The 26,252-nt window shown below is 72.1% G+C and carries 21 protein-coding genes; 11 read left to right on the top strand and 10 right to left on the bottom strand.

Going from position 1 to position 26,252, the window contains the following annotated elements:
- Positions 1–41: 41 nt before the first annotated feature.
- Both QDS12_RS11475 and QDS12_RS11470 read left to right on the top strand, forming a co-directional pair.
- Positions 42–677 (top strand): DUF3000 domain-containing protein, encoded by a 636-nt coding sequence (locus tag QDS12_RS11475; protein ID WP_279879124.1) that lies wholly within the window; start codon positions 42–44, stop codon positions 675–677.
- On the top strand, positions 674–1,960 hold the full coding sequence (locus QDS12_RS11470) for a ribonuclease D (RefSeq protein ID WP_279879122.1): 1,287 nt from the start codon (positions 674–676) through the stop codon (positions 1,958–1,960). The genes QDS12_RS11475 and QDS12_RS11470 overlap by 4 nt, the downstream gene beginning before the upstream one ends.
- A 51-nt stretch (positions 1,961–2,011) precedes the next feature.
- Here QDS12_RS11470 and QDS12_RS11465 read toward each other — a convergent pair whose 3' ends face one another.
- The 5 genes from QDS12_RS11465 to QDS12_RS11445 form a co-directional block, all read right to left on the bottom strand.
- Positions 2,012–3,388, bottom strand: a complete 1,377-nt coding sequence (locus tag QDS12_RS11465) for an extracellular solute-binding protein (RefSeq protein WP_279879120.1) — start codon at positions 3,386–3,388, stop codon at positions 2,012–2,014.
- Between the two features lie 231 nt (positions 3,389–3,619).
- A complete protein-coding gene (locus QDS12_RS11460) occupies positions 3,620–4,210 on the bottom strand; it encodes a hypothetical protein (protein WP_279879119.1) in 591 nt (196 codons plus the stop codon).
- 154 nt (positions 4,211–4,364) lie between these two features.
- Positions 4,365–8,339, bottom strand: a complete 3,975-nt coding sequence (gene hrpA / locus QDS12_RS11455) for an ATP-dependent RNA helicase HrpA (protein ID WP_279879118.1) — start codon at positions 8,337–8,339, stop codon at positions 4,365–4,367.
- Between the two features lie 76 nt (positions 8,340–8,415).
- Positions 8,416–8,931 carry a hypothetical protein gene (locus QDS12_RS11450; RefSeq protein ID WP_279879117.1) on the bottom strand — a complete coding sequence of 172 codons (516 nt, stop codon included), beginning with the start codon at positions 8,929–8,931 and terminating at the stop codon, positions 8,416–8,418.
- 230 nt (positions 8,932–9,161) lie between these two features.
- Positions 9,162–9,776 carry a TetR/AcrR family transcriptional regulator gene (locus QDS12_RS11445; protein ID WP_279879115.1) on the bottom strand — a complete coding sequence of 205 codons (615 nt, stop codon included), beginning with the start codon at positions 9,774–9,776 and terminating at the stop codon, positions 9,162–9,164.
- Positions 9,777–9,849: 73 nt separating this feature from the next.
- Here QDS12_RS11445 and QDS12_RS11440 point away from each other — a divergent pair, with 73 nt between their 5' ends.
- Positions 9,850–11,394: an NAD(P)/FAD-dependent oxidoreductase gene (locus tag QDS12_RS11440; protein ID WP_279879114.1), complete on the top strand. Its 1,545-nt coding sequence runs from the start codon at positions 9,850–9,852 to the stop codon at positions 11,392–11,394.
- Entirely contained in the window at positions 11,391–12,227 is an 837-nt protein-coding gene (locus QDS12_RS11435) for an SDR family NAD(P)-dependent oxidoreductase (protein ID WP_279879113.1), read from the top strand. Before QDS12_RS11440 ends, QDS12_RS11435 begins: the two co-directional genes overlap by 4 nt.
- Before the next feature lie 36 nt (positions 12,228–12,263).
- Here QDS12_RS11435 and QDS12_RS11430 read toward each other — a convergent pair whose 3' ends face one another.
- A complete protein-coding gene (locus QDS12_RS11430; protein ID WP_279879112.1) occupies positions 12,264–13,634 on the bottom strand; it encodes a threonine/serine exporter family protein in 1,371 nt (456 codons plus the stop codon).
- Positions 13,635–13,695: 61 nt separating this feature from the next.
- Between QDS12_RS11430 and QDS12_RS11425 the strand changes: the two genes are divergently transcribed.
- A complete protein-coding gene (locus QDS12_RS11425) occupies positions 13,696–14,826 on the top strand; it encodes a glutamate--cysteine ligase (protein WP_279879111.1) in 1,131 nt (376 codons plus the stop codon).
- Positions 14,827–14,835: 9 nt separating this feature from the next.
- Here QDS12_RS11425 and QDS12_RS11420 read toward each other — a convergent pair whose 3' ends face one another.
- The 3 genes from QDS12_RS11420 to QDS12_RS11410 are packed head-to-tail and all read right to left on the bottom strand — an operon-like array spanning position 14,836 to position 17,651.
- Positions 14,836–15,948: an FUSC family protein gene (locus tag QDS12_RS11420; RefSeq protein WP_279879110.1), complete on the bottom strand. Its 1,113-nt coding sequence runs from the start codon at positions 15,946–15,948 to the stop codon at positions 14,836–14,838.
- Positions 15,949–15,970: 22 nt separating this feature from the next.
- Positions 15,971–17,152, bottom strand: coding sequence for a site-specific DNA-methyltransferase (locus QDS12_RS11415; protein ID WP_279879109.1), 1,182 nt, complete (start codon positions 17,150–17,152; stop codon positions 15,971–15,973).
- A 52-nt stretch (positions 17,153–17,204) separates the two neighbouring features.
- Complete coding sequence (locus QDS12_RS11410; RefSeq protein ID WP_279879108.1) at positions 17,205–17,651, bottom strand: hypothetical protein; 447 nt, start codon at positions 17,649–17,651, stop codon at positions 17,205–17,207.
- Between the two features lie 67 nt (positions 17,652–17,718).
- Between QDS12_RS11410 and QDS12_RS11405 the strand changes: the two genes are divergently transcribed.
- On the top strand, positions 17,719–18,303 hold the full coding sequence (locus QDS12_RS11405) for a mismatch-specific DNA-glycosylase (RefSeq protein WP_279879107.1): 585 nt from the start codon (positions 17,719–17,721) through the stop codon (positions 18,301–18,303).
- Positions 18,304–18,342: 39 nt separating this feature from the next.
- Here the strand turns inward: QDS12_RS11405 and glgC are convergent, their stop codons facing one another.
- Positions 18,343–19,566, bottom strand: coding sequence for a glucose-1-phosphate adenylyltransferase (glgC, locus tag QDS12_RS11400; protein WP_279879106.1), 1,224 nt, complete (start codon positions 19,564–19,566; stop codon positions 18,343–18,345).
- Positions 19,567–19,588: 22 nt separating this feature from the next.
- On the opposite strand from glgC, the gene glgA reads away from it, so the two are divergent.
- From glgA to QDS12_RS11375, 5 genes are all read left to right on the top strand, one after another.
- A complete protein-coding gene (gene glgA, locus QDS12_RS11395) occupies positions 19,589–20,776 on the top strand; it encodes a glycogen synthase (protein WP_279879105.1) in 1,188 nt (395 codons plus the stop codon).
- Between the two features lie 74 nt (positions 20,777–20,850).
- A complete protein-coding gene (locus QDS12_RS11390; RefSeq protein WP_279879104.1) occupies positions 20,851–22,485 on the top strand; it encodes an L-lactate permease in 1,635 nt (544 codons plus the stop codon).
- 2 nt (positions 22,486–22,487) lie between these two features.
- A complete protein-coding gene (locus QDS12_RS11385; RefSeq protein ID WP_279879103.1) occupies positions 22,488–22,709 on the top strand; it encodes a hypothetical protein in 222 nt (73 codons plus the stop codon).
- An 18-nt stretch (positions 22,710–22,727) separates the two neighbouring features.
- Complete coding sequence (gene ggt / locus QDS12_RS11380; protein WP_279879102.1) at positions 22,728–24,386, top strand: gamma-glutamyltransferase; 1,659 nt, start codon at positions 22,728–22,730, stop codon at positions 24,384–24,386.
- Positions 24,387–24,397: 11 nt separating this feature from the next.
- Complete coding sequence (locus QDS12_RS11375; RefSeq protein ID WP_279879101.1) at positions 24,398–26,209, top strand: SLC13 family permease; 1,812 nt, start codon at positions 24,398–24,400, stop codon at positions 26,207–26,209.
- The last annotated feature ends 43 nt before the right edge of the window (positions 26,210–26,252 follow it).

The raw sequence follows: 26,252 nt of genomic DNA, 5'->3' as shown, positions 1-26,252 counted from the left end.
TTCGCACATCCGTACGAGTCAGGCCGACCTAGGGTGGGGGCATGGTGGTGCGTCAGGAGACGCGCCCGGGCACGGGCGCGTCCTCAGGGAGCGGCGAGGTGCCGCCGGAGTTCCGGGCGGCCGTCCTCGCGATGCAGGCGGCGACGCTTCGGCCCGAGATCTTCTGTGAGGAGATGCCGGCGCCGCAGCGGATCGCGCCGTACGCGTCAGCGCTCAGCGCCGATGTCACGGTCGACGACACCGAGGTCGGCACCGGCCGCCTCATCCTGCTGCACGACCCGGACGGCAACGACGCGTGGGGCGGCGGCACGTTCCGGTGCGTCGCCTACGCCCGCGCCGACATCGACGTCGACCTGGTCTCCGACCAGATGCTCGGCGAGGTCGGCTGGTCGTGGCTGATGGAGGCGCTGTCCGCCCACGAGGCCGGTCACACCGCCGCCTCCGGCACGGTGACCCGCGTCGCCACGGAGAGCTTCGGCGGGATGGCCGACGAGGGCGGCACGGCCCAGCTCGAGATCCGCGCCTCCTGGACCCCGGTCGCCGGCGAGGACGGCGACCTCCGCGTCGGCGCCCACGTCGAGGCGTGGGGCGAGCTGCTCTGCACGGCCGTCGGCCTCCCTCCCGTCCCCGAGGGCGTCGCGGTCATGCCGAGTCGGCGAGGTCAGCGGGGTCGATGAGCTCCGCCGACGCACCGACCGAGCCCGACGAGAACACCGCCGAGCCGGAGACCAGCGCCGAGCCCGAGGCTCCGCCCGCGCCGTTGCTCACCCTCCGTGACGGCCTGCCCCGGGTCACGGACACCGACGAGGCGCTGCGCTCCGCGTGCGCCGCGATCACCGCCGGCAGCGGGCCGATCGGCATCGACGCCGAGCGCGCGTCGGGCTACCGCTACTCCAACAAGGCCTACCTCATCCAGCTGCGCCGCGAGGGCTCCGGCACGTGGCTCATCGATCCCATCGGGCTCTCGACCGTCGCGCCGCTCCAGCAGGCGCTCCAGAGCACCGACTGGATCCTGCACGCCGCCACCCAGGACCTGCCGTGTCTCGGCGAGATCGGGATCCGACCGCGGGCGACCCTCTTCGACACCGAGCTCGCCGGCCGCCTGCTCGGCTACCCCCGGGTCGGCCTGGCCACGCTCGTGGAGAAGGTCCTCGGCTACTCCATGCTCAAGGAGCACTCTGCCGCTGACTGGTCGACCCGCCCGCTGCCGGAGTCGTGGCTCGAGTACGCCGCCCTCGACGTCGAGGTCCTCGTCGAGCTGCGCGACGCGCTGGCCGGCGAGCTCGAGGCCGCCGGCAAGGAGGAGTGGGCCCGCCAGGAGTTCGAGTACCTCCGCTCCTTCCAGCCCCCCACCCGGGTCGAGGCGTGGCGGCGCACCTCCGGCACCCACAAGGTCCGCAGCCGGCGCGGCCTCGCCGCCGTCCGCGAGCTGTGGGAGGCGCGCGACGCGATCGCGCAGCAGCGCGACGTGACGCCCGGGCGGGTCCTGCCCGACTCCGCGATCATCGCGGCCGCCGTCGAGATGCCCACCGACCGCAGCGCCCTGCTCAGCACCAAGGGCTTCCACGGTCGCGGCGCCGAGCGGTACTCCAGCCGCTGGGGGGCCGCCATCAAGCGGGCGGCCGAGCTGCCCGAGGACGAGCTCCCCACCCGCGCACCGCGCGGGGACGGCCCCCCGACGCCCCGGGCCTGGGCCGAGCGCGACCCCGTCGCCGCGCGCCGGCTCGCGCTGGCCAGGGACGCCATCGCCGAGCTCAGCGAACGGCTCCACGTCCCGGTCGAGAACCTGCTGACGCCCGACTACCTGCGACGCACCCTGTGGACGCCGCCGTCCACCCGTCAGCCGGGCGACCTGATCGACGACGTCACGGCCCAGCTGTCGACGTACGGCGCCCGCGGCTGGCAGATCGCCCTGACCGCTCCCCTGCTGACCACCGCGATCCTCGACGCGGAGGCGTGACCGCCGGGCGGTGCTCCGTCAACCATCCGCGCCGAGCGAACCGTCGACTCCTCAGCCAGCCGGCGTCGCGCTCGGGGAGGCAGTCGGCGGGGGCGTCAACGGGCCCTGCGACAACGAGTCGATCTGTGACGTGAGGCCGTCGAGGTCGGCCGTGGGACCACCGAGGAGCAGCTGCTGCAGCGGGCCGGCGACCGCCTGCTCGAGGGCCGGCCATTCCTGGGTCCGCGGCAGGACCTGCATGCTCCGGACGCTGTTGACGAAGACCGAGGCGTGCAGCGGCTGGAGCAGCGGCTGCCGGAAGTCCTCGGAGAGCGCGACCTGCTGGTTGACCGGGACCATGTAGCCGGTCTGCGCCACGGTCTTGACCATCGGCTCCGAGGAGAGCGCGACGAGCAGGTCGGCGGCGTCCTCCTTGCGCTTGGAGGTCTTGGAGAGGCACAGGCCGGTGTAGTCACCGACCGTGGCGGCCTTGTCGACCGTCGGCATCGGCATGACGTCCCAGTGCAGGTTCTGCACGCCACGCAGCGCCGGCACCAGGCTGCGGTCGCCCGCGATCATCGCGACCCGGCCCTGCTCGAACCACTTGAGCGCCGGCTGCTTCGCGAGCTGCTGCTGGGTGAGGGTGAGCTGCGGGTTGCTGAGCGTCCCCAGGATCTTCTGGAGCGCCGCCTTGGTGCTGCCGTCGGAGAAGGCCAGCGACGTCTGCTGGTCGTTGACGACCTTGCCGCCGCCGGAGTAGATGAACGGCGCCAGCCCGGACACGGTGGGGTCGATGGCGAAGCCGCGCACGTTCCTCCGGCCGGTGGTGGCGAAGGTCGCGGCGGTCTGGAAGTCCTCCAGGGACCAGCTCTTGTTCGTCGAGCCGGGCACGCTCAGCCCGGTCGCCTTCATCCGGGCGAAGTCGACGAGGTCGGTGTTGTAGTAGATGACCCGCGGGGAGACGGAGTACGGCATGCACTGCAGGTGGTGCTCGGCCGAGAAGGCCTCGAGCGCGTCGCGGGAGTACTCGTCGCCGATGTCGACGGCGCGTGCGTCGAGGTAGGAGTCGACCGGCTCGAGCCGCTTGGCGTCCCAGAGCGACTGCAGGTCACCGCGGGAGACGAGGAAGACGTCGGGGACCGGCTGGCCGGCCGTGATCGCCTGCATCATCGAGGCGTCGTCGGTCCAGGACTTCACGGTGACGTCGGCCAGGTCGGTGCTGCTGTTGTAGGTGTCGACGACCTGCTTGTAGGAGGCGACCTCGGTGGGGTTGCCCCACACGCCGAAGGTGAGCTGTGCCGGGTTGGTCGGCGGCGCGGTGGTCGTCTTGGTCGGCGACGGGGTCGGCTGGCTCGTCGGCTGCGCGTCGCTGCTGCAGGCCGACAGGCCCAGCGACAGCGCGGCGGCGACGACTACTGCTGCGCGGGCGGCGGTGGTGCGCAGGGTCATCGACGCAGGTCCTCCTCAGGGCTCGGGCAACCCGCTCACCCTACCGAGTCGGCAAACAGCGTTCGACGCTGGCCGGGCAAGCATCGCGACGTACGTCGTCGGCAGGCTGCCGCCCCGCAAGAGAAGGTGCACGCCGGACCGGGAGCGCCTCACGGCGCGTGGCCGCTCGTAGCGGCTAATTTTGGGACCCGGGGCTGCCACGGCCCGACGTGCACCGCCATTTTAACCGGCCTACACCAGCCCGTGTTCCAGTTCCACATGTCCGGCCGCCTCGAGCTGCTCGGAGAGCGCCAGCATGCGGCGTACGTCGTCCTCCGGAGCGTCGTGCAGGGCCGCGCGGCCGGCGGCGACGACGCGCGAGAACGCGGCGGCACGGAACAGCACGTCCGCGAAGTCGCTGCCCGCGATGCCGCGCAGCACCTCGTCGACCATCGTCTTCAGCTGCTCGGGTCCGGGCGGATCGGCGACGCCGGCGACCACGCGGGCGACCTGGGCCGAGGCACGCCCGGCCTCGAACTCGCGGGCGACCTCGGCCGGCGCGGCATGCACCCACGAGCGGAGCAGGAACAGCCGCCAGAGGCAGCCGGACAAGGTGTCGGACGGCGCTCCCGACCACACCTCGGCGATCGTCTCGATGCCCTCGCTGTCGGCCAGGTGCAGCAGCCGCTCGGCCATCCGCGGGTCGTCGGAGTCGCGCGCGCCCCGGACCAGCAGCGTGGCGGCCTGATCCGCCGCCTCCCGCACCCGGGCGGGGTCGGTGCCGCTCTCGATCGCGTCGAAGAACCGATCGCCGGGCTGCATCGGACGGTGGTGGTCGCGCATGGGACCGACACTAACCGCCGGAAATTGCGGGGCCCCGGAACCGACGGAGACCCCCGTACGCCTCCGTCGGCCCCGGGGCCGATCCAGAAGGGACTGTGCCCGATCCGGGGCCTCACGAAACGCGACGGCCGTCATTCACCTCAGGTGCGGCGCCTCACACGGCGAGCAGCTTGCGGATGCGGGCGTCGCTCACCGTCACCGCGGTACCGAGCTGCTGCGCCCACAGCGAGACGCGGTACTCCTCCAGCAGCCACCGCACCTCGCGCAGCCGGTCCCCCGGCGGACGGCCGCCGGGCAGCGCCGCGACCTGGTGGAGGTAGAGCTCCTGCAGGTCGGTGAACCGCGCCATCAGGTCGGCGTCCGCGCGGAGGCTCTCGTCGAGCCGGCGCCGGCGGATGACGATCGCCTGGAGGTAGGTCGGGAAGCGACGCAGCCACGTGGGGCCGGCCTCGGCGATGAAGCCCGGCGCGGTGAGCCGGGCGAGCTGCGCCTTCATGTCGGTGACGGCGGGCAGCTGATACATGTCGACCCGACCCGACAGCGCCTTGTCGGCCTCGCGATGCGCGGCGAGGGCGCGGAGGGCGTCGCCGAGGACGGCGCGCACGGCCGCCTCGTGCTCGGCGGCGGTGCCGAGCGCGGCCAGCAGGGCGTCGTACTCCTCCTCGGACCGGGCCGCCGGCCGCGCGTCGACGACCGCGCGCACGACAGCGGCCCGGCAGTCCTCGATGACGTCGGCCGCGGACGGGTACGGCGCGGCCGCGAGACCGAGCTTGTCGGTGGTGCTGAGCGAGTCGAGGATGCGCTTGGCGGTTCCCCGGTGGTCGAGCCGGTCGAGGCCCAGCAGGAGCAGGCGTACGACGCCCAGCCGATGCCGCGCCTCGGCCTCCTCCTCGGTGCCGACGACGGTCAACCCGACGCTCGCCCCCTCGTCGACCAGGCACGGGTGCACGGTGACCTCGTGGCCCGCACGCTTCTCGGTGACCGTGCGGCGGATCGTCCCGAACGTCCACGACGTCTGCCCGGTCGCGGTGAGACCCGCGTCGCCGGCCACCTCCGCGATCGCCTTGCGGAACTCGCCGGCGAGGGGCGCCTTCAGCGCCTCGAGGTCCTTGCCGCGGGCCTGCTCACGGCCCCTCTCGTCGACGACGCGGTACGTCGGCCGCAGGTGCTCCGGGACCTTCGACCAGTCCCACGCCTCGCGCGGGATGACGACGCCGGCCGTGCTGCGCCCCCATCGCTCGAGCGCGTCGAGGAGACCCTCCTCGCCCGGCGGGACGGTGGCGAGGAACTCGCGCGCCTTGTCGGGCGCCGGCACGAAGTGCACCCGCAGCTGCTTCGGCAGGCTGCGGATGAGCGTCGTGACGAGCTCCTCCCGCAGTCCGGGGACGTTCCAGGAGAAGTCCTCGCCCTCGACGCGGTTGAGCGTGCCGACGGGGATGTCGATGGTGAGGCCGTCCTCGGCCACGCCCGGCTCGAAGTGATAGCTGACCTTGAACGTCAAGGGGCTGGAGGCGTCGCCGGCCAGCCACTCCTCGGGGTAGTCGGAGACGTCGACGTCACGCGCCAGCATCGCCGGGTCGAACGTCAGGAGGCTCGGATCCTCGCGGCGCTTGTCCTTCCACCAGCGGTCGAAGTGCGCGCCGCTGACGACGCCCGCGCCGACTCGAGCGTCGTAGAAGTCGAAGAGCGCGTGCTCGTCTACGACGATGTCGCGGCGTCGGGCCTTGTGCTCCAGCTCCCGGGCCTCCTCGAGGAGCTTCGCGTTGTCGCGCAGGAACCGGTGGTTGCTGCTCCACTCCCCTTGGACGAGCGCGTGCCTGATGAACAGCTCGCGCGCCACCTCGGCATCCACCCGGCCGTAGGGGACGAGCCGGTCGGCGACCAGCGGGACGCCGTACAGGGTGACCTTCTCGTGCGCCATCACCGCCGCCCGCCGGCGGCTCCAGTGCGGCTCCGAATAGCTCCGCTTGACCAGGTCGCCGGCCAGCCGCTCGGCCCACTCGGGCTTGACCGCCGCCACCTGGCGGGCCCAGAGCCGACCGGTCTCGACGAGCTCGCCGGCCATGACGAAGCCGGGGTTCTTCCGGCTCAGGACGCTGCCGGGGAAGATCGCGAACTTGGTGTTGCGGGCGCCGAGGTACTCCCGCGGCCCAGGCCGCTTGCCGCGCTCGCGCCGGTCGTTGGTCGAGCCGGTCGAGGCCCTGTCGCGCTCCTCGAGGACGCCGATCTGGGAGAGCAACCCCGACAGCAGCGCCTGGTGGATGCCGTCCTCGTCCACCGCGCCTCCCTCGCTGCCGCTGGTCGAGGTGCGAGCGGAGCGAGCCTCGAGACCAGGCCCGATCTGGATCCCCATCTCCTTGCAGACCTGCCGCAGCTGCGACTCGAACTCCTGCCACTCGCGCACGCGCAGGTAGTGCAGGTGCTCGCGCAGGCACATCCGGCGGAACGCGCTGGAGGACAGCTCGCGCTGCTGCTCGCGCAGGTAGCGCCAGAGGTTCAGCCAGGTGAGGAAGTCGCTGGACTCGTGCTTGAACCGGGCGTGCGACTGGTCGGCCTGCGCCTGCTCCTTCGGGCGGTCCGGGCCGGGCCGCTCGCGCGGGTCCTGCAGGCTCAGCGCAGCGGCGATCACGATGACCTCCCGTACGACGCCCAGCCGCTCCGCCTCGAGCACCATCCGGGCCAGCCGCGGGTCGATGGGCAGCCGGGCGAGGCGCCGTCCGAGCTTGGTGAGCCGTGGACCTGTGGAGGTCTCGAAACGCTCGCCGGCGCTCGCTGCTCGACGGCCGGACCCGTCCGCTGGTCGAGTAGCCCGCGAGGAACGAGCAGGCGTGTCGAGACCCAGGGCACCGAGCTCCTCGAGCAGCTGGACGCCGGCCGCGATGTTGCGCCGGTCCGGCGCCTCGACGAACGGGAACCGCTCGATGTCGCCCAGTCCGAGCGAGGCCATCTGGAGGATGACGCTGGCGAGGTTGGTCCGCAGGATCTCCGGGTCGGTGAACTCCGGGCGGGCCTCGAAGTCCTCCTCGGAGTAGAGCCGGACGGCGATGCCGGCCTCGACACGGCCGCACCGGCCGGAGCGCTGGTTGGCGCTGGCCTGGCTGATCGGCTCGATCGGCAGTCGCTGCACCTTCGTCCGCGCCGAGTAGCGGCTGATCCGGGCGACCCCGCTGTCGACGACGTACCTGATCCCGGGCACCGTCAGCGACGTCTCGGCGACGTTGGTGGCCAGCACGATCCGGCGGCCGGTGTGGGAGGAGAACACGCGGTGCTGCTCGGCCGCGGAGAGGCGGGAGTAGAGCGGGACGATCTCGACCAGCCCGGCACTCCGGCCACGGTCCAGCCCCAGGCCGGAGGAGAGTGCGTCGGCCGTGTCGCGGATCTCCCGCTCGCCGGGCAGGAAGACGAGGATGTCGCCCGGGCCTTCGGCTGAGAGCTCCTTGACGGCGTCGACGATCGCCTCGGTCTGGTCCCGGACGACGGGCTCCCCCTCCTCGTCGGCCTCGGGCAGCTCCATCAGCGGCCGGTAGCGGACCTCGACCGGGTAGGTGCGCCCGCTGACCTCGATGATCGGCGCCGGCGTGCCGTCGGCCGCGGAGAAGTGCGCGGCGAACCGCTCCGGGTCGATGGTCGCGCTGGTGATGATGAGCTTGAGGTCGGGCCGGCGCGGCAGCAGCCGCCTGAGGTAGCCGAGGAGGAAGTCGATGTTGAGCGACCGCTCGTGCGCCTCGTCGATGATGATCGTGTCGTAGCGGCGCAGGTCCCGGTCGCGCTGCAGCTCGGCCAGCAGGATGCCGTCGGTCATCAGCTTGACGCGGCTGGCCCTCGACGTACGGTCCGTGAACCGCACCTGGTAGCCGACCAGGTCGCCCAGCTCGGTGCCGAGCTCCTCGGCGATCCGCTCGGCGACCGAGCGCGCCGCGATCCGGCGCGGCTGGGTGTGGCCGATCATCGTCCGCCCGAGCTCGAGGCAGATCTTCGGCAGCTGGGTCGTCTTCCCGGACCCCGTCTCGCCCGCCACGATCACCACTTGGTGGTCGCGGATCGCGGCGGCGATGTCCTCACGGCGCTGGGTGACCGGCAGCTGCTCGGGATAGGTGATGGTCAGCTGCGGGACCGGGGATTCAGTCATAACGCGGCCATTCTCCCCGATCGCCGGTCAGCGGCGGCGCGGGCGGCTCCCTGCCGACGGCGAGCCGTACGCCGGCTCAGCCGGTCGGGCTCGGGCTCGGCTGCTGCGGCGACGGCACCTGGCCGGGGCTGGGGATGCCGTTCTGCCCCGGCCCGTTGCGGAAGCCGAACCGCTGACCGTCGCGAGGACCGAAGCCGTCGCCCGGGAACATCCGGTAGCGGCCGGGCATCCGGTCGTCGTCGTGCCCGACGGCGTGCCCGATCGCGATGCCGATCCCCAGGCCCACGAGCAGGCAGACGAGTGCCGCGACGAGCGCGATCCAGAGCTTGACGATCCGGTCGCGGAACGGCTGCCGCGGGGTGGCGGGATACCACTGCGGCATCGGGTGGGTCGGGCCGGCGGGGCCGGCGGGGCCAGCGGGACCGCCGGCTCCGTAGGCGCCGCCCGAGGCGTAGGCGCCGTAGGGATCCGGCCCGGGGGGCTGGTTCCCGGGGGGCGGGTACGCCGAACCCGGCGGCACCGATCCCGGCGGCACCGATCCCGGCGGGTCGACCGGCGGCCGACCGGTCGGCCCGTTGCTCTGGTCACTCATGGGTCAAGAGTGCACGGTCGACCTGTGCCAGTCCTGTGAACGCGCGGAGCTCAGCTCGACGTACCGGATCACGGCGCCACCGTCGGAGCCCTGCCCGCCGAAGTCCCGGTGGTCGACGCCCTGGCCGGGTCCCTGGTTCGAGCCCACCCCCGGGCGTTGCGGGTACCCGTCGGACCCCGAGCAGGCCGTCGGCGCCGTGCCCGCGGGGGCGGAGAGCCGGCGCCGGGCGGTCATGCATCCGTCAAGGACGACTCGCCCGCCACCCCTACCCCCGCGAGCGCCGCCAGCGCCCCGGTGATCAGGCCGACCAGCTCCTCGCGATCCACCCCGCCATTGACCTTCCAGTCGAGGACCATCTCCTCGGCGAGCGCCGACCAGCCGCGCACGAGGAGCCGCATCGACGCGTTGTCCTCGAGCAGGTGGTCGCTGTCGGAGGCGAAGATCCGGTCGGTGAGCGCGGCGCGGGCCTCGTCGTAGATGGCCCGCAGCGACTCGTTGCCGCTCTTGGCCCCGGTCACGAGGGAGAGGTAGCCCTCGTAGTTCTCGTCGACGAACTCGACGTAGGCGCGCACCGAGACCAGCAGTCGTTCGAACGCGTCGCCCTCGGCGGGCGGCGCGGTACGGGCGATCAGGTCGGCGGCCGCGCGGCGGACGACCGCCTCCTGGAAGCCGGCCAGCCCTCCGAAGTAGTGGTAGAGCAGCCCGCGGGAGATGCCTGCCGTCTCCGCGAGCAGGTCGATGGAGATCTCGGGGAGCGAGCGCGTCGCGAAGAGCCGCACGCCGAGGTCGAGCAGCTGCGCACGGCGCTCGTCGGAGCGGAGCCGGGTACGCGGTGCCGTGGTCACGACCGCCACTCTATTGAAAAATGTTCAACACCGCTATTGACGCTCGTTCAACAACCTCCCTACGGTGGTCGCCATGACCCAGCTCGTGGACCACCTGATCATCGGCGCCGGCTTCGGCGGCCTGTGCGCGGCGATCCAGCTCGACGAGGACGGCGAGCGCGACTTCGTCGTCGTCGAGAAGGCCGGCGACGTCGGCGGCACCTGGCGCGACAACACCTACCCCGGCGCCGCGTGCGACGTGCCGAGCCAGCTCTACAGCTTCTCGTTCGCGCCGAACCCCGACTGGTCGATGAGCTACTCGCCGCAGCCGGAGATCCAGGCCTACATCCAGCGCGTGGCCCGCGAGTCGCGGGTGCTGGACCGGTTCGTGTTCGACACGCTGGTCACCGACGCGACGTGGGACGAGGACAGCCAGCGGTGGATCGTGCGCACCGACGGTCCCGACGGCCCGACGACGTACGCCGCCCGCACGGTGATGGCGGCGGCCGGCGCGCTCTCGGAGCCGCGGCTGCCCGAGATCGAGGGGATCGCCGACTTCCAGGGCGAGATCTTCCACTCCGCCCGGTGGGACCACGACGTCGACCTGGCCGGCAAGCGGGTCGCGGTCATCGGCACCGGCGCGAGCGCGATCCAGATCGTGCCGGAGGTCCAGAAGGTCGCGGGACACCTCGACGTCTACCAGCGCACCGCCCCGTGGGTGATCCCCCGCAACGAGCACCACTACTCGTCGTTCGAGAAGCGCGCTCTCCGCCACGTGCCGGGCCTGCAGCGCGCCGCCCGCACCGCGATCTACTGGGGCCGCGAGGCCTACGTGCCGGCGTTCACCTGGAAGCCCGCGCTCGCCGCGCCGGCCAAACGCGCCGCCCGCAAGAACATCGAGAAGGGCATCAGCGACCCGCTCCTGCGCGAGAAGGTCACCCCGACCTACGAGATCGGCTGCAAGCGGATCCTCATCTCCAACAGCTACTACCCCGCGCTGGACGCCGACAACTGCGACGTCGTGACCGACCCGATCGCAAAGGTCACCGGCGACGCGATCGTGACCGCCGACGGCACGGAGCGGCCGGTCGACGTACTCATCGTGGCGACCGGCTTCTACACGACCGACCTGCCGATCGCTCACCACGTGCGAGGCCGCGAGGGCAAGCTGCTGGCCGACCGCTTCGCGGAGACCGGCACCGCTGCCTACAAGGGCACGACGGTTCCGGGGTTTCCCAACTTCTTCTTCATCGTCGGGCCCAACACCGGCCTGGGCCACAGCTCGATGGTCTTCGTCATCGAGTCGCAGGTGCGCTACATCCGCGACGCGCTGCGGAGCATGCGAATCAACCAGTACGCGACGGTCGAGCCGACCGAGGCCGCGTTCGCCGCGTGGAACACCGACCTGCAGGCCCGGATGGCATCGACCGTGTGGAGCAGCGGCGGCTGCTCGTCGTGGTACCTCGACGAGCACGGCCGCAACACCACCCTCTGGCCGCGCACGACCTTCGTCCTCCGCCGCCTGCTGCGCAGCTTCGACGTCAAGAGCTACACCGTCAGCGCCCGGGTCCCCGCCCTTCGACAGGCTCAGGACGACGCGGGCGGGACCACCGAGGATCAGGAGATCGTGAACGCATGAAGTCGCTCAAGGACAAGGTCGTCGTCATCACCGGTGCCGGCTCCGGCATCGGGCGCGCGCTGGCGGTCGACATCGCCCGCCGCGGGGGGCTGCTCGCCCTCTCCGACGTCAACGAGGCAGGCCTCGCCGAGACCGTCGAGCTGGCGAAGCAGGCCGGCGCCGTCCAGGTGAAGTCGGACCGGCTCGACGTCGCCGACCGCGCGGCGTTCCGGTCGTACGCCGACGAGGTGCTCGCCCACTTCGGTCGGGTCAACGTCGTCGTCAACAACGCCGGGGTGGCCCTGTCCGGGCGGGTCAACGACCTCGAGTGGGACGACATCGACTGGATCATCGGCATCGACTTCTGGGGCGTCGTCCACGGCACCAAGCTCTTCCTGCCGGCGCTCATCGAGTCCGGTGACGCCCACATCGTCAACATCTCGTCGCTGTTCGGGCTGGTGTCGATGCCCGACCAGTCCTTCTACAACGCGGCGAAGTACGCCGTGCGCGGCTTCACCGAGGCGCTGCGCGAGGAGATGCTCATCGACGGTCACCGGGTCGGCGTGACGTCGGTCCACCCCGGCGGCATCAAGACCGCCGTCGCCCGCTCGGCGCGCTACTCGGCCAAGGACGACCCCTCCGCCTCCGCGAAGTTCTTCGACGAGAAGCTCGCCAAGATGCCGCCCGAGAAGGCGGCCGAGATCATCGTGAAGGGCATCCTCAAGAACCAGGCCCGGGTGCTGGTCGGCCTCGATGCCCACCTCATCCACAACTTCGGCAAGTTCACGGGTTCGCGCTACCAGGACATCGTCGCGTTCGGGGCGAAGCGCGTGATGCCCAAGAAGCACGGCTGACCTCGACGCCGGCGCCCCGGGCAGCGGAGAGGACCGTCAGTCGACCATGGCCGACTCGGCGGCCCGCCGCGCCTCGCGACGGGCCCGCTGGCGACGGCTGCGGCGCCCGATGGTCGGGTTGATCGGGCCGACCAGGCGCGGGCCGGCCAGCCGGCTCTCCAGGCGCCGGGTCCCGCGGTGCAGCGGCTGGGCGACGTACTCGCCGAGGATGACGCCGGACGCGAGGGCGACCGCGATCGAGGCGGCGGTGAACATCGCCAGGAGGCCGGGCGACGTGCCCTCGTCGCCACGGCCGGTGAGCAGGGTCAGGCCGCGGTAGATGGACAGGCCGGGCAGCAGCGGGACGACCGCCGGTACGACGATGACCAGCGGCGGCACCCGGAGCCGGCCGGAGACCCAATAGCTCACCAGACCGACGAAGAAGGCCGCCGCGGCGACCGCCCAGGTGCCGGCGAACTCGTCCGGGAAGCCGAGCGTGACGCCCTCCGCGAGCGCCGCGATCACGGCGATCGGCAGCAGGCTGCGCAGCGGCCCGTAGGAGACGTAGGCGAACGCGGCGGCGCCCACGGCGGCGCCGAAGAGCGCCCGGCTGACCGAGCTGAGGTCCACGGCGGCCGGCACGATCTCGGGGAGGTGGAGCCCGCAGGCCCGCGCCACCGAGATACCGCCGCTGACGCCGGCGATGATGCCCGCGGTCGACAGGATCACCTCGGTGATCCGCGCCCCGGCGGTGATGTAGAAGCCGGTCAGGGCGTCCTGGAGCGCGCCCATGAACCCGAGCCCGGCGAGCAGGACGATGATGTTGGCGGTGATGGCGGTCGAGACCTCGAGGTCGAACGGCACGGCGACGCACACCGCCAGCAGCGAGGCGACGCCCGCGCCCGCGATCTGCTGGTAGAACACCGGCACCCGCCGCCGGCCCATGACGAGCTGCAGCCGGTCGATGACCGTCGCGGCCAGAGCGGCGAGTACGACGACCGGCCCGGCGCCGCCGAGCTGCACGGCCACACCCGCGGCCATCACGGCGAGTCCCGCCGTGACCGCCCAGCGGTGTCGCCCGTGCCCGGTCGAGATGATCCGGGCGAGCTCGCTGCGGGCGTCCTTGAGATCGACGTCGTCGCGCAGCACCGCGCGCACCAGGTGGTCGACGCGGGTGAGGTCCTCGTAGTCGATGGCCCGCTGCTTGACCTGCCGGGTGGCGAAGACCGGGACCATGTCCGGGCTCTCCTGGTAGGCCATCTCGAGGTTGGTGAACGTGATGTCGACGTCGGCGCTGCGTAGCCCGAGGTGACGCGCCAGCGCCCGCATGGTCGCCGTCACGTCGGCGGCGCCGGCGCCCGATGAGAGCAACAGCTCGCCGACCTTGAGGCAGAAGTCGAAGGTCAGGTTCACCTCTCGTGCGTCCACGCTCGAAGGTTGCCAGGCACGGCAGCGGCATGCACGGCCGGGGGCATGGGAACCTGGGCCCGTGCGGATCGACTTCCATCCGTCCCCGGAGCCCACGCTCGGCGTGGAGTGGGAGCTCGCGCTCGTCGACCGGCAGACGCGTGACCTGTCCAACAACGCAGCCCACCTGTTCGCCCGCGCGAAGGCGCGGATGCCTGACCCCGGCCGCCTCCACCAGGAGCTGCTCCGCAACACCGTCGAGCTCGTGACGGGGATCTGCCCCACCGTCGCCGCCGCGATGGACGACCTGCGCCGCAGCATGGCTCCGGTGGTCTCGGCGTGCGACGACCTCGGCGTCGACCTCTACGGCGCCGGGACGCATCCGTTCGCGAGCTGGACCCAGCAGCAGCTCTCCCCCGGCCACCGCTACGAGGAGCTGATCAACCGCACCCAGTGGTGGGGCCGGCAGATGCTCATCTGGGGCGTCCACGTGCACGTGGGGCTGCCGGCGCAGGAGCGGGTGATGCCGGTGCTGTCCGGGCTGCTCACCTACTACCCGCACTTCCAGGCGCTCTCGGCCTCCAGCCCGATCTGGGCGGGCGTCGACACCGGCTACGCGTCCAACCGGGCGCTGATGTTCCAGCAGCTCCCGACGGCCGGCCTGCCGTTCCAGTTCGAGACGTGGGAGCAGTTCGAGTCGTTCGCGTCCGACCAGCTGACCACCGGGGTCATCGACGAGCTGTCGGAGATCAGGTGGGACCTGCGGCCCTCGCCCCACCTCGGCACGCTCGAGAACCGCATCTGCGACGGTGTCTCGACCTTCGACGACCTGGCCGCCGTCGTCGCCCTCGCCCACTGCCTCGTCGTCGACCTCGACGCGCGGGCCGCGGCCGGCGAGCAGCTGACCACCATGCCGCCCTGGCACGTGCAGGAGAACAAGTGGCGGGCCGCGCGCTACGGGCTCGACGCGATCGTCATCCTCGACGAGAGGTCGAACGAGCGACTCGTCACCGACGACCTGGCCGACCTGCTCGTCCGGCTCGAGCCGGTCGCGAAGCGGCTCGGCTGCGCTCCCGAGCTGGCCTCCGTCGCCGACGTCGTGAGTCGCGGGGCGTCGTACCAGCGGCAGCGCGTGGTCGCCGAGCAGACGCATGGCGACCTGGTCGCGGTCGTCGACTCGGTGGTGCGGGAGCTGCGCGAGTCGCTGCGGTAGGGCTCGTGGTCAGCGCGGCGGGGGCGGCATGGCGTCGGTCGCCTCGAACTGCCCCATCCCGGTGAGCTGCAGCAGGTCGACGATGACGCTGCGCAGCTGCAGCAGGACCCCCTCGGCGGTCATCTCGCTGCTGCGCTCCACGGCGGCCGACGCCTCGCCGAGCGCGAGCAGCGCAGGACGGGCCGCCTCGGCGAACTCCGAGGTGCCGCGCGCCTTGACCAGCTCCTCCGCGAGTACGTCGCTGGCGTCGGCCAGGTCGAAGGCGAGGGTGGCGTAGGACGCCGGTACCGGGCGGCCACGGTAGGCGGCGACCGCCACCTGACGGACCAGGACGCGCGTGCTGCGCAGCGCCCGGTCGAGCGGCTCGACGAGGTCCGCCATGTGCCGCACCGACGGCTTGTGCCTGACCCGGAACGGCGACGAGGCCACGACCGCCATGCCCTCGTCGGCGGCCGCCTGCAGCTCCCGGATCAGACCGTCGGTCGACCGGGCCTCGGCGAGCACGGCCATCCCGTGCACCGCGTCGGCCTCGAGCATGACGTCCCCGGCGGCCCGCAGGAGCTGGGCGATCTTGCGGATGACGACCGCCGCCCGCTCGCGCGGGCGGCGCAGCGGCGCGGCGGGGACGACGGACGCGGCCAGCAGCGCGACACCGCCGCCGACGAGCGCGTCGGTCCAGCGCAGCACCGCCGCACCCGACGTGGGCACCAGCGTCGCCACGAAGATCGACTGGACCGCGGCCTGGTTGACGAACAGCTGCGAGGCATCGAGCAGCAGGGCCGCCGACATCGCGAGCCCGACGATCAGGGTGATCTGCCAGGCACCCGAGCCGAGCCAGCTGACCAGCAGGTCGCCGAGGAGGACACCGATGGCGACGCCGATCGTGACCTCCGCGACCCGCCGCAGCCGCTGGCCGTACGACGTCCCGAGACTGACCACCGCCGCGATCGAGGCGAACAGCGGCGCCTGGTGGCCGAGCACGTCGTGCGCCACGAACCACGCCACGCCGGCCGCGACCGCGCACTGCGCGATCGCCCAGCGCTTCGATCGCCACCGGATGAGGCGGGCCCTGACCGACGTACGCCCCCGGTGGCGCCAACCGTCGAGGACGTCCCGCTGCATGACTCGAATCTTGGCAGAGGGGTCAGGAGCGCTCGTCGAGGCCACCGCCGACCGCGGCGGCCACGGCGCGCAGCCGGGCGCGGGTGATGTCGGCGACGGTCAGCAGGCCGGCGTTGGCGGCATTGGAGCCCGGTCGGGTCGGCTCGGCGGAGTTGACGCTGAGACAGGAGCGGCGACCGCCGTCGGCGACGTTGGCGAGGGCGACCGCGTGACCCGTCGTGCCTGACCCCGCGAAGAAGTCGAGCACCCGTGCGTCGTCCGGCATCGTCGCCAGGATGCGGCGGATCAGGCCGGTCGGCTTCGGCGACTCGAAGACGTGGCCGACCAGCGCCTTGAGCTCCGCGACGGCGGTGTCGGTCGAGCCGACCTCCTCGGCGAGCCAGATCGTGCGCAGCTTCTTCCGCCGCCCGCCACCGTCGACGCCGTGCAGCCAGTCGCGCTGGAACACGTCGACCCGCTCCCCCTGCCGCCCGGCGATCCGGCGGCAGACCAGGTCGTCGGGGCGCTCGTCGATCAGCGGCCGCGACCAGCGCCAGACCGCCGGCCTCCCGTCGCCGAAGACCGGCGTCACCTCGTGGGACCCGTCGAACGGAGCGGTCGCGACGCGGCCGGACTCCGGGTCGCCGTACACGGGGAAGTGGAGGGTGGGGGCGGTGACCGGGTTGAACTTCTTGTTGGTGTTGCGCAGCGGCAGGTGGCGGTAGCGCCGCCCGGCCGCGTCCACGAGCGGGAAGTCGCGCTCGTCGACCAGGTCGGCACTGCTCGCGTCGAGCGCGCAGGTCCGGGGGTCGAGGGCGTAGACGAGGAGGTACTCGTGCGACGTCGCGAACCCGCCGCCGAGCTGGCGGCCCTTGGGGTTGAGGTTGACGACCACCTGCGCGAGGAAGGACTCCTCGCCGAAGACGTCGTCGAGCAGGAGCCGGAGGTACGCCGCCTCGTTGTCGTCGATGCTGACGTAGATCGCCGCCCGCTCGCTCATCACCGCCCGCGCGGCCTCCAGTCGCGGCCGCATCATCGCCACCCACGCGTCGTGCCGGCCGCGGCGCCGGCCGTCGGCGCCACGGATGTCGTCGACGTAGGCGAAGTCGTTGCCGGTGTTGTAGGGCGGGTCGATGTAGACGAGGTCGAACCGCTCGCCCTCCTGCGCCAAGCGACGGAGCACCTCGAGGTTGTCGCCCTCGACGAAGGTGTTCCACGGCTCCACGAACGCACACGCTAGTCATCGCGGCACCGCAGCGGTGGGAGGCGGGCCCGGCCTAGCCCGCCGTGACCACGACGAGCGCCACCGTTGTCACGGGCGCGAAGCACTCCTTCTTCGGGGAGGCGACCGGGTCGGCCCGCACGGCGAGGGGATCGCGCTCGACGGTGACGCCGGGCGGGACGTCGCAGCCGACGCTCACGACCTGCCCGAGGAGCTGTTGTCCGGAGGCGACGGAGATCGCGCCTGCCGCAGCGCGCACCTTCGCCGCCAGCGCCGCTTCGAAGTCCCGGGTGAACGCGGCGACGGCGGCGGCGTCGGGGAGCGGTGTCGCCCGGTCGGCGACCGCTCCGCCGCCGGCCGTCTGCGAGACGAGCCGCTCGCTCGCGACGAAGCCGGTGTCGGGCTGCGCGGTCCGGGTCGCGGGAGCGTCGCCCGGGGACGAGCCATTCCCGCAGGCCGCGAGGAGCAGCACCGCCGTCAGCACACCGAGAAGTCGCGTCATGACGATGAGACGTTATCCCCGTCAGCCTGGTTCCCGGGGCCGGCGTACGCCGTGGCAGGGTGACCGCGTGACCCGCCGCTTCACCCGCGCCGAGCTGGAGTCCTTCCGCGACGCCACCGTCCCCGACCTCATCGGTCCCGACCTGCGCCTGCTGTTCGTGGGCATCAACCCGGGGCTCTGGACGGCCGCGACCCAGACCCACTTCGCGCACCCGGTCAACCGCTTCTACCCCGCCTTGTACGCCGCCGGCATCATCACCCACGCCATCGACCCGGCCGCCGGGATGACCGACGCCGACCGCGCCCACCTCGTCGGCCGCGGCGTCGGCATCTCCAACGTCGTGCACCGAGCCACCGCCCGCGCCGACGAGCTCTCCAAGGCCGAGCTCGTCGAGGGCGGCCTCCGCCTGCAGGAGCTGGTCCGGCGCGAGCGGCCGCGGGTCGTCGCGGTCGCCGGGATCACCGCGTTCCGCTCCGCGTTCGGGCAGCCCAAGTCCCTGGCCGGGCGGCAACCGCATGACCCCGCCTGGGGTGACGCCGAGGTCTGGGTCGTCCCCAACCCCAGCGGCCTCAACGCCCACGAGACCGTCGCGTCCCTGGCCGAGGCCTACGCCGCTCCCGCCCGCGCCGCCGGCGTCCTCCCCGAGGCTTGAGTGTCCCGACCACCCAGGGGTGGTCGAGACACTCAACGGTCAGTCGTAGGGCTGGTCCTTGCCGGCGACGGTGAGGCCGTCCTGGACCACGAACCCCCGTTTGGCGTCCTCCTCGGGGTCGCAGCCGACCCGGGCGCCCGGCGGGATGACGACGTTCTTGTCGAGGATGGCGTTGCGTACGACGGCGCCCTCCCCGACGTGGACGTCGTTCATCAGCACCGAGCCGGTCACGTCGGCGCCCGCGATGTAGACGCCGGGCGACAGGACCGACCGCTGGACCGAGCCGCCGCTCACGACGACGCCCGGCGACAGCAGCACCTCGTCGACATTGGAGTGCACGACCTTCGCGGGCGGGTAGGGACCGTGGGAGGTGTAGATCGGCCAGTCGTAGTTGTAGAGGTTGAACACCGGCAGCGGGGAGACCACGTCGAGGTGGGCGTCGTAGTAGGAGCGCAGCGTCCCGACGTCGCGCCAGTAGCCGCGGTCGCGGTCGGTCGAGCCGGGCACCTGGTTGTCGCGGTAGTCGTAGACGGCCGCCTGGTTGCGGCGCACGAACGCCGGGACGATGTCGCCGCCCATGTCGTGCTTGGAGCCGATCTCGGTGGCGTCGCGGGTGACGGCCTCGACCAGCGCGTCGGCGTCGAAGACGTAGTTGCCCATCGAGGCGAGCACCTCCCCCGGGCTGTCCGGGAGGCCGACCGGGTTCTTCGGCTTCTCGAGGAACTCCCGGATGCGCGGCGGGTCCTCCGGGTCGACGTCGATGACCCCGAACTGGTCGGCCAGCTCGATCGGCTGCCGGATCGCGGCGACCGTGCAGGGTGCGCCCGACTCGCAGTGCGCCTGGATCATCTGCGAGAAGTCCATCCGGTAGACGTGGTCGGCGCCGACCACGACGACGATCTCCGGCTTCTCGTCGCCGATGAGGTTGAGCGACTGGTAGATGGCGTCGGCACTGCCGAGGTACCAGTTCTTGCCGACGCGCTGCTGGGCCGGCACCGAGGCGACGTAGTTGCCGAGCAGCGTCGACATCCGCCAGGTCTGGCTGACGTGCCGGTCGAGGGAGTGCGACTTGTACTGCGTCAGCACCACGACCTGGCGCGACCCGGAGTTGACGACGTTCGACAGCGCGAAGTCGATGAGCCGGTAGGTCCCGGCGAACGGCACGGCCGGCTTCGCACGGTCGGCGGTCAGCGGCATCAGCCGCTTGCCCTCTCCGCCGGCGAGCACGATCGTGAACACTTTCTTGCGAAGAGGCAGTGCCATGTCGAAACGGTAGCGTGACGCCGTGCGCGTCGACATCCTCTCCAAGGAGTATCCGCCCGAGATCTACGGCGGCGCGGGGGTCCACGTCGCCGAGCTGGTCAGGGCGCTGCGGGCCACGAGCGACGTCGAGACGGTCGTGCGCGCGTTCGGTGCGCCCCGCGACGAGCCGGGCACCTTCTCCTACGCCGACCTGCCGGCGCTCAGCGACACGAACGCCGCCCTGCGGACCTTCGGTGTCGACCTGGCGATCGCCGACGCCTGCGCCGGGGCGGACCTGGTGCACTCGCACACGTGGTACGCCAACCTGGCCGGCCACCTGGCCGCCCTGCTGCACGGCATCCCGCACGTCCTGACGGCGCACTCGCTCGAGCCGCTGCGGCCGTGGAAGGCCGAGCAGCTGGGCGGCGGCTACGCCCTGAGCGGCTGGGCCGAGCGGACGGCGTTCGAAGCGGCCGCGGCGGTGATCGCCGTCTCCAGTGCCATGCGCGAGGACGTGCTGCGCGCCTACCCCGCGGTGGACCCCGACCGCGTGCACACCGTGCACAACGGGATCGACACCGACCTGTGGCAGCCCGTCGACGACCCCGACCGGGTGCGCGCGCTCGGCGTCGACCCGGACCGCAGGTCGGTGGTCTTCGTCGGGCGGATCACCCGACAGAAGGGGCTGCCCTACTTCCTGCGCGCGGTCGCCTCCCTCCCCGACGACGTCCAGGTCGTCCTCTGTGCGGGCGCGCCCGACACACGCGAGATCGAGGCCGAGGTCGTCGGCCTCGTCGAGGAGCTCCGCGCGACCCGCTCGGGCGTCGTCTGGATCGCCGAGATGCTGCCACGGGCCGACGTCGTCGCCCTGCTCAGCACGGCGACGGTCTTCGCGTGCCCGTCGGTCTACGAGCCGCTCGGCATCGTCAACCTCGAGGCGATGGCCTGCGAGGCGGCCGTCGTCGCGACCGCGACCGGCGGCATCCCCGAGGTCGTCCAGCACGGTACGACGGGCCTGCTGGTGCCGATCGAGCAGCTGACCGATGGCACCGGGACCCCCGTCGACCCGGCCGCCTACGTCGCCGACTTCTCGGCCGCGCTCAACGAGCTGGTCGCCGAGCCGGAGCGCGCGGCGGAGATGGGCCGGGCCGGCCGGCGCCGGGCGATCGAGGCGTTCAGCTGGGGCGCGATCGCCGAGAAGACCGTGGCCATCTACCGCTCGTTGGTCTGACGGACGGACGCTGTGGCTACAGTGTGAGACGCAGCACAGCTTGACTCGTGATCCTTCTCGGGAGGCTCGTGACGATGGATGTACCTGTCGATGTCCTCCACTGGGTGTTGGCGATCCTGCCGGTCGTGGCGCTGCTCGTCCTCCTCGTGCCACTGCGCTGGCGGGCACCCGAGGCCGCGCCCGTCGCGATGTTCATCGCCGGGATCGTGGCGCTCGCGGCCTTCAAGACGCCCTGGCACACGCTCACCGTGGCCACCGGCAAGGGCGTGTGGGACGCGATCTTCATCCTCTACGTGATCTGGCCGGCGCTGATGCTCTATCAGGTCACCAAGCAGGCGGGCGCCTACGACGCCTTGCGCAAGGGCATCTCGCGGTTCAGCCGCAACGAGCTCTTCATCATCCTCGCGCTGGCCTGGGTCTTCTCCTCGTTCCTCCAGGGCATCGCCGGCTTCGGCGCGCCGGTGGCGGTGGTCGTCCCGCTGCTGATGGCGGTCGGCGTGCGGCCGGTCTACGCGGTGGCGTTCGGCGTGCTCGCCCACGCGTGGGCCCGCTTCTTCGGCACCCTGGGCGTCGGCTGGCTCGCCACCCTCCGGGTCACCGCCGGCGAGGACGGCGAGAACTCCTACGACGTCACCCGCGCCGCCTTCGAGTCCGGCCTGCTGATCCTCATCTCCTGCTACCTCGGCGGCCTGCTGGTCGTCTGGCTCTACGGCCGCTGGCCCGCGGTCAAGCACGCGTGGCCGCTGGTGCTGATCCTCGGCACCATCCTCGGCGTCGGGCAGATGCTCGCGACGTTGTTCAGCCCCGAGCTCTCCACCTTCCTCGCCGCCGCCGTCGCGCTCGTGGCGCTCTACCCGCTCTCGCGCTGGCGCCGCTACCGCGACCCGATCACCGGCATCCCGAACCGGCCCGCGATGGCCGAGCGCGGGCTCGACGCCGAGCAGGAGCACCCGCCGGTGATGAGCCTGGGCTGGTCGGCACTGCCGTACGTCGTCCTGCCGATCGTCACGCTGAGCGCGCTGCTGATCGACCCGCTCAACGACCAGCTGACCCGGTGGCGCGTGGGTCTGCCGTTCCCCGACGTCACGACCGGCTACGGCGTCCACAACGCGGCGATCGACGAGTACTCGCCGATCACGGTGCTCACCCACCCGGGCACGATGCTGCTCGTCACGACGATCGTCGTCTGGATCGTCTACCGCAGCCGCGGCTACTACACGGCCTGGGGGCGCGTCGCCGAGAGGGAGCGGCTCGGCCTGGCGCTGCTCGTCGACGCCATCCCGGCCTCCGTCCCGGTGATCTGCTTCCTGGTGACCAGTCGCATCCTCGACCACAGCGGCCAGACGCTGACCATCGCGCACGGGATCGCCGACGTCTCGCCACCGACGATGTATGCGTTCATCGCGAGCGTGATCGGCGCCCTCGGTGCCTTCATGACGTCGTCGAGCACGGCGTCCAACGTGCTGTTCGGTCGCGTCCAGTACGACGTCGCCCTGCTGCACGACCTGCGGCCCGAGGCGATCATCGCCGCCCAGGCCGCCGGCAGCGCCTACGGCAACGCGGTCGCCCCGGCCAACATCGTCCTGGGCACGAGCATCGCCGGCATCAAGGGCCAGGAGGGCTCGGTGCTGCGGCTGACGATCGGCTGGACGGCCGTCGTCCTGGTGCTCACCGGCATCGCCACCATCATCCTCGTGAACGTGAGCTGACCATGGACAAGAAGCTGATCATCGAGACGACGTCGTTCGCGCTGCTCATCCTCGCCTTCCCCGTGATCAGCCTCGGCACCGACCACGACAGCACCGCGGTCTGGATCCTCGGACTGGTCGCGGTGGTCGTGGCCGGCGTGCTGCCGATCTGGACCCGCTTCATGGACCACTCGACCGACCAGCCCACCGACATGGGCATGGAGTACGACGACCGCACGTCCTAGCCGACCCAGGAGGCGTTGATGAGTCATCCGAACGGCCCGCGCACCGGCCGTCCTCCGACCTGTGCGGCGAACGGCGTCGTGTCCACGCCGCACTACCTGGCCAGCTCCGCCGGGCTCGAGGCGCTCCAGCGCGGCGGCAGCGCCGTCGACGCCGCGATCGCCGCCAACGCGGTCCTCTGCGTCGTCTACCCCCACATGGCCGGCCTCGGCGGGGACGGCTTCTGGCTGGTCGCCGAGCCGACGGGCGGCGTACGGGCCATCGACGCGAGCGGGCCGGCCGCGGCCGGCGCGACGCTCGACCACTACCGGTCGCGCAGCTCCAACGGGGAGATCCCCTCGCGCGGCGCGCTCGCGGCCCTGACGGTTCCCGGTGCCGTCGACGGCTGGCGGCTGGCCCACGAGAGGTACGGCAGGCTCCCGTGGGACTCGCTCTTCCAGGCCGCCATCGGGTACGCCCGCGACGGCATGCCGGTCAGCCGCTCGCTCGCCGACTGGCTGGTCCAGGACCGGCCGATCCTGGAGCGGCAGCCCGAGACCGCTGCCATCTACCTGCCCGGAGGCCGGGTGCTGCGCGAGGGTCGGCGGCTCGTGCAGGCCGACCTCGCCCGCTCCTTCGAGCGGCTCGCGAGCCTGGGCGCGCGGGAGGGCTTCTACGGCGGCAGCACCGCGGAGCGGATCGCCGGGGCGCTGCAGTCGCAGGGCTCGCCGCTGGCCGGCGGCGACTTCGCCGACTACGAGGCGGAGTGGGTGGAGCCGATCACCACGAGCTACCGCGGCTACGACGTCTACGAGATGCCGCCGGCCACCCAGGGCTTCGCGGTGCTGCAGCTGTTCAACCTGGTCGAGGGCTTCGACGTCGCCTCCTGGGGCGACGGCACCGCCGACTACTACCACCACATCGTCGAGGCGGTGAAGATCGCCTTCGCCGACCGCGACGAGTGGCTGACCGATCCCCGGTTCGTCGACATCCCGGTCGAGCGCATGATCAGCAAGGAGTACGCCGACCAGCGCCGCCGCCTCATCGACCCCGAGCGGGCCGCCGACATCAGCGCCGTACCGCCGGGGATCCCCTTCGCCCACCCGCACGAGCGGCGGCCGCCCGACGGTGACACGTGCTACTTCAACGCCGCGGACTCCGACGGGCTGGTCGTCTCGCTCATCCAGTCGATCTACCACGACTTCGGCAGCGCGGTCGTGGGCGCCGACACCGGCATCATCCTGCAGAACCGCGGCGCGTTCTTCTCCCTGGACGAGAACCACCCCAACCACCTGGAGCCCGGCAAGCGCACCTTCCACACCCTGGTTCCCGCTCTGCTCCTCCGGGACGGCCGGCCGCATCTCGCGTTCGGGTCGATGGGCGGCGAGGGCCAGCCGCAGTCGCAGGTGGCGATGGTGACCCGCATGGTCGACTTCGGCTACGACGTCCAGCAGGCGATCGAGGCGCCACGCTGGCTGATGGGCCGCACCTGGGGCACGCCATCGCGCAACCTGTCCCTCGAGGGCCGGATCAGCGACGAGGTCGTCCGGGAGCTCAAGCGGCGCGGACAGCCCGTCCAAGCGGTCACCGACTGGAACGACAACATGGGCCACGCCCAGGCCATCCGCGTCGATCGCGAGGAAGGCTTCTACGAAGCGGGCGCGGACCCGCGCGGTGACGGTGCGGCGCTCGGCTACTGAAGGCGCGCCTGATGAGTGACGTCGCGATCACGCTGTCGATCATCGGGCTGGCGCTGGTGCTCTTCGCCTGGAACCCGGTCCCGGCGGTCGTCGTCGCGATCGGCGCCTCGCTGGCGCTCTACTTCACCGGGGTGCTGACCATGCCGGAGGCGCTGACGGGGTTCGGCGACCCGGTCGTGGTGCTCATCGCCTCCTTGCTCGCCATCGCCGTCGCGGTCGAGCTCACCGGGGTCGGCGCCTGGGCCGGCCAGCTGCTGCTGCGGCGGACCGGCGGCAGCCAGACGACGCTGGTCGTCGCGCTCATGGTGGTCGCCGCGATCTTCAGCGGCCTCATTGGCATGAACGGCGCGGTCGCGGCGATGCTGCCCGTCACCGTCATCATCGCCGTCCGCACCGGGACGCCCCCGTCGCTCCTCATGATCCCGCTCGCGCTCGCCTGCCTGAAGGGCGCGAAGCTCACCCTGCTCGGCTCCCCGGTCAACGTCATCGCGGCCACCCAGGCCGACGAGGCGGGGGCCGGCCACATCGGCTTCTTCGAGTGGGCGATCCTCGGCATCCCGCAGCTGGCCGGGGCCATCCTCATCGTCGTCTTCCTCGGCAAGCGGCTGCTGCCGGTCCGGCAGAGCGAGTCGATCCCCGCCGACTTCAGCGGCCACGCCCAGACGCTCGTGCAGCACTACAACCTCGAGCACGGCCTGCACCGGCTGGTCGTGCCGCCGACCTCTCCCCTCGTCGGGACGGCGCGCCAGGCCCTCGACCTCGCGGCGTACGCCGGCCTGCGGGCCGTGGCCGTCCTCGACCATGAGGACGACCGGCCGCTCGAGAGGGATGCTCTGGAGGCGGGCGACCTGATCCTCGTCCGCGGGGACGGCCACGAGGTCGACCGCCTGGCCGCCGACCTCCGGCTGGAGGTGCGGGAGCACGGCGCCGAGGCGGCCCTGGGCGACGTACTCCTCTCGCGGGACTCGGGGCTGGCCGAGGCCGTCGTCCCGGAGCGGTCGGCGATGATCGGGAGCACCGTCTTCCCGGGCATGACCAGCGCCGACCACGAGGTGATGGTGCTGGCGGTGCAGCGTGGCGGTGCCGAGCTGGTCCGGCCGCGGCTCACCCTCCGCTCCGGCGACCACCTGCTCCTGCAGGGCAGCTGGCCGGCGCTGGAGCGCTACCTGTCCAGCGCCCAGCTGATCGTCATCGACTCCCCCGACGAGGTCCGCACCCAGGCGGTCGCCCTCGGGCGCGGCGCGAAGCGGGTCTTCGCCATCCTCGCACTGCTGGTCGTGCTCCTGGTCTTCGACATCACGCCCGCGCCCATCGCGTGCCTCGTCTGCGCGTGCCTGGTGGTGATCACCCGCGTCGTCCGCCTGCCCCAGGTCTACCGCGGCATCGACTGGAACACCGTCCTCCTCATCGGCGCGATGATCGCGCCCGCGCGGGCCATGGAGAAGAGCGGTGCCGCCGGCATGATCGGCGACCACATCGTCAGCCTGCTCGGCGACCTGGGGCCGACCGCCGTGCTCACCGGCCTCTTCCTGGCGGCGACGATCATCACGCAGTTCATCTCCAACACCTCGACCGCGCTGGTGATGATGCCGATCGCGTTCGCGACGGCGAGCGACATGGACGTCTCGGCGCTGCCGATGGTGATGTCGGTGGCGATGGGCGCGAGCGCGTCGTTCCTGACGCCCTTCGCCAACGGCGTGAGCCTGATGGTCTACGGCCCCGGCGGCTACAGGTTCGGCGACTACTGGCGCATCGGCGTGCCCGTCCTGATCTGGACGATGGTCGTCACCGTCGTGGTGACGCCGCTCTACTGGAGCTTCTGACGACGCAACGCGGCCCCCACACCCGTGAGGGCGTGGGGGCCGC

The organism is Nocardioides sp. CER19, from assembly GCF_029846275.1.
In the GTDB taxonomy this organism is placed as follows: domain Bacteria; phylum Actinomycetota; class Actinomycetes; order Propionibacteriales; family Nocardioidaceae; genus Nocardioides.
Note: the sequence above shows the minus strand (reverse complement) of the source record. Positions and strands in the feature narration are given on the sequence as shown.

Bases quoted from the DNA above. Each gene is read 5' to 3' on its own strand.
- QDS12_RS11475 (WP_279879124.1), top strand. From the start codon at position 42: ATGGTGGTGCGTCAGGAGACGCGCCCGGGCACGGGCGCGTCCTCAGGG.
- QDS12_RS11470 (WP_279879122.1), top strand. From the start codon at position 674: ATGAGCTCCGCCGACGCACCGACCGAGCCCGACGAGAACACCGCCGAG.
- QDS12_RS11465 (WP_279879120.1), bottom strand. From the start codon at position 3,388: ATGACCCTGCGCACCACCGCCGCCCGCGCAGCAGTAGTCGTCGCCGCC.
- QDS12_RS11460 (WP_279879119.1), bottom strand. From the start codon at position 4,210: ATGCGCGACCACCACCGTCCGATGCAGCCCGGCGATCGGTTCTTCGAC.
- hrpA (WP_279879118.1), bottom strand. From the start codon at position 8,339: ATGACTGAATCCCCGGTCCCGCAGCTGACCATCACCTATCCCGAGCAG.
- QDS12_RS11450 (WP_279879117.1), bottom strand. From the start codon at position 8,931: ATGAGTGACCAGAGCAACGGGCCGACCGGTCGGCCGCCGGTCGACCCG.
- QDS12_RS11440 (WP_279879114.1), top strand. From the start codon at position 9,850: ATGACCCAGCTCGTGGACCACCTGATCATCGGCGCCGGCTTCGGCGGC.
- QDS12_RS11435 (WP_279879113.1), top strand. From the start codon at position 11,391: ATGAAGTCGCTCAAGGACAAGGTCGTCGTCATCACCGGTGCCGGCTCC.
- QDS12_RS11420 (WP_279879110.1), bottom strand. From the start codon at position 15,948: ATGCAGCGGGACGTCCTCGACGGTTGGCGCCACCGGGGGCGTACGTCG.
- QDS12_RS11410 (WP_279879108.1), bottom strand. From the start codon at position 17,651: ATGACGCGACTTCTCGGTGTGCTGACGGCGGTGCTGCTCCTCGCGGCC.
- glgC (WP_279879106.1), bottom strand. From the start codon at position 19,566: ATGGCACTGCCTCTTCGCAAGAAAGTGTTCACGATCGTGCTCGCCGGC.
- QDS12_RS11390 (WP_279879104.1), top strand. From the start codon at position 20,851: ATGGATGTACCTGTCGATGTCCTCCACTGGGTGTTGGCGATCCTGCCG.
- QDS12_RS11385 (WP_279879103.1), top strand. From the start codon at position 22,488: ATGGACAAGAAGCTGATCATCGAGACGACGTCGTTCGCGCTGCTCATC.
- ggt (WP_279879102.1), top strand. From the start codon at position 22,728: ATGAGTCATCCGAACGGCCCGCGCACCGGCCGTCCTCCGACCTGTGCG.
- QDS12_RS11375 (WP_279879101.1), top strand. From the start codon at position 24,398: ATGAGTGACGTCGCGATCACGCTGTCGATCATCGGGCTGGCGCTGGTG.